The sequence below is a fragment of the Streptomyces sp. SBT349 genome (assembly GCF_001083795.1).
In the GTDB taxonomy this organism is placed as follows: Bacteria; Actinomycetota; Actinomycetes; order Streptomycetales; family Streptomycetaceae; genus Streptomyces.
This window is the reverse complement of the sequence record NZ_LAVK01000584.1, coordinates 1-2,532: the sequence shown is the minus strand read 5'-3', so window position 1 is coordinate 2,532 and position 2,532 is coordinate 1. Positions and strand designations below refer to the sequence as shown.

The 2,532-nt window shown below is 75.2% G+C and carries 3 protein-coding genes; all 3 read left to right on the top strand.

What is annotated here, in order from left to right; all coding sequences use genetic code 11:
- Positions 1-989, top strand: a 989-nt coding sequence (locus tag ADY01_RS34880; RefSeq protein ID WP_049580837.1) for a hypothetical protein, incomplete at its 5' end; no start/stop codon positions are given.
- A gap of 43 nt (positions 990-1,032) precedes the next feature.
- The gene (locus ADY01_RS34875) at positions 1,033-1,755 is read left to right on the top strand and encodes a PIG-L deacetylase family protein (protein ID WP_049580835.1); all 723 of its coding nucleotides are present in this window, start codon (positions 1,033-1,035) and stop codon (positions 1,753-1,755) included.
- Positions 1,752-2,532: 4-carboxy-4-hydroxy-2-oxoadipate aldolase/oxaloacetate decarboxylase (locus tag ADY01_RS34870; RefSeq protein ID WP_078900873.1), on the top strand; the 781-nt coding region annotated here is incomplete at its 3' end. The genes ADY01_RS34875 and ADY01_RS34870, both read left to right, overlap by 4 nt.

The following is a 2,532-nucleotide window of genomic DNA, read 5'->3' as shown; positions in this document are numbered from 1 at the left end:
CCCTGACGCTGTCCCTCGCCCTCAACCCGGGCCCGGTGACCCGCCCGCTGCTGGACGGCACCGTTCCCACCGAGGGCGTGACCTGGCACGCCAGCGCCCTGCACCCCTCCGAGATGTTCTGGCGCCAGCTGCGGTTCGGCGAGTTCGACGTCTCGGAGATGTCGCTCTCCTCCCTGCTCCAGCACGTCGACAAGCGCCGGGGCGCCTGGACGGGGCTGCCGGTCTTCACCACCCGCACCCTGTGCCACACCGACATCATCGTGGCCGAGGACGCCGGTATCGAACGGCCCGCCGACCTCGCGGGCAAGCGCGTCGGCGTCCCCGAGTACCAGCAGACCTCCGCCGTCTGGAGCCGCGGCGTGCTCGCCGACGAACACGGCGTGCTGCCGGGGGACATCGCCTGGTACATGGAGCGCGGCGACGGGCTCAGCCACGCCGGGGCCACCGGGTTCCGGCCGCCCGAGGGCGTCCGGGTCGAGACCGTCGGGCCCAGCGAGAGCATCGGCTCGCTGCTCTCGGAGGGGCGGCTGGACGCATCGCTGCTCTACCTCTCCGAGCGCAACCTCGTGGACCGTTCCCCGGACGCCGCGCGCCTGGCCCGCCCCGTGCGCCGGCTCTTCGATCCGGCGGCGGAGTCGGCCCGTTACCAGGCCGCCACCGGATTCCGGCACGCCACCCACTGCGTCGTCGTCCGCTCCGAGCTCGCCCGGCGCCACCCCTGGCTGGTGCTCAACGTCTACGCCGCCTTCGAACGCGCCAAGCGCCTCGTCGCCGACCGGGCGCGCGCCGCGCTCCAGCCGTGGGCCCCGATCCTGCCCGAGGCGCGCGCCACCGCCGCCGCGCTGCCCGCCGCCGATCCCTGGCCCAGCGGCCTGGCGGGCCAGTGGCCCATGCTCGCCACCCTCTGCCGCTACGCCCACGAACAGGGCGTCACCACACGGCTGATCGAGCCGGACGAGCTGTTCGCCCCCCAGACCGCCGACCTGTGAACACGGCCCTGACAGGCCCCGACCCGACCGCCGGGAGACGCTGGTGAACGACAAGAAGACGCTGCTGATCGTCAGCGCGCACGCCGCCGACTTCGTCTGGCGGGCCGGGGGCGCCGCCGCGCTGCACGCCCGGCGCGGCGACGCCGTGCACATCCGGTGCCTGACCTTCGGCGAACGCGGCGAGTCCCAGGGGCTGTGGAAGCAGCCCGGCATGGACCTGGCGACCGTCAAGCGGCGGCGCCGCGAGGAGGCCACCGAGGCGGCCGGGATCCTGGGCGCCTCGATCGACTTCTACGACTGCGGCGACTACCCCATCACCGTCACCGAGGCGCTCCGGAACCGGCTCGTGGAGGACATGCGCGCCCTGCGGCCCGACGTCATCCTCACCCACACGCCCCGCGACCCCTACAACCTCGACCACGCGCTCACCCACGAACTGGTCCTGCGCTGCCGGATGATCGCCCAGGCGGCGGGCCACGAGTCCGCCCACCCGCCGATCGGCGCCCCCCAGGTCGCGATCTTCGAGCCGCACCAGCCCGAGCAGTGCGGCTTCCAGCCCCAGGTGCTGCTGGACATCTCCCCGGTGGCCGACGTGAAGCTCGCCGCCATGAAGGTCATGGGCGCGCAGAGCCATCTGGTCGAGTACTACGGCGACCTGGCCCGCAGGCGCGCCGTCCAGCTGGTCCGCAACGGCGGGGCGCCCGGCGCCCGGCACGCCGAGGCATACCAGCGGGTCTTCCCCGTCACGGCGGGAGAGCTGGCATGAGCCCCGAGAGCGGCCCCGCCGCCGGCCATGTCGTGGTCCGCGTCACCCGGCGCCCGCCCGCCGGACTGGTCGCCGAGCTCGGGGCGTTCGGCGTGGCCACGCTCCACGAGGCGATGGGCCGCCGGGGGCTGCTCAGGCCCGTGGTGCGCCCCGTCGCGCCCGGCATCCGCCTGTGCGGGCCCGCCGTCACGGTGCTCAGCCACCCCGGCGACAACCTGATGCTCCACGCCGCCGTCGAGCAGTGCGGGCCCGGCGACGTGCTGGTGGTCGCCACCACCTCCGAGTCCACCGACGGCATGTTCGGCGAACTGCTCGCCACCTCGCTGCGCGCCCGCGGCGTCGGCGGCCTGGTGACCGACGCGGGCGTGCGGGACGTCGCCGAGCTCAACGCCATGGGCTTCCCGGTCTGGGCCCGCGCGGTCTCGGCCCAGGGCACCGTCAAGGCGACACCCGGCTCGGTGAACGTGCCCGTGGTCGTGGCCGGGGCGGCCCTGGCCCCCGCCGACATCGTGGTGGCCGACGAGGACGGCGTGGTGGTCGTCCCGTTCGCCGAGGCCGCGCGGGTCGCGCGGGCCGCCCGCGCCCGCGAGGAGCGCGAGGCCGGCACGCGCGCCGCCCTGGCCTCCGGAACCCTCGGCCTCGACCTCTACGGGCTCCGCGACCGCCTCGCCACCTCGGCCGACAGCGCGAGGGAAGGCGTCGAAGGCAGCTTCCCCGAGATGCCCGAAGGGGTCACCGACCGCCCCGCCGACGTGTGGGAACCCCTGCTCGCGGTCG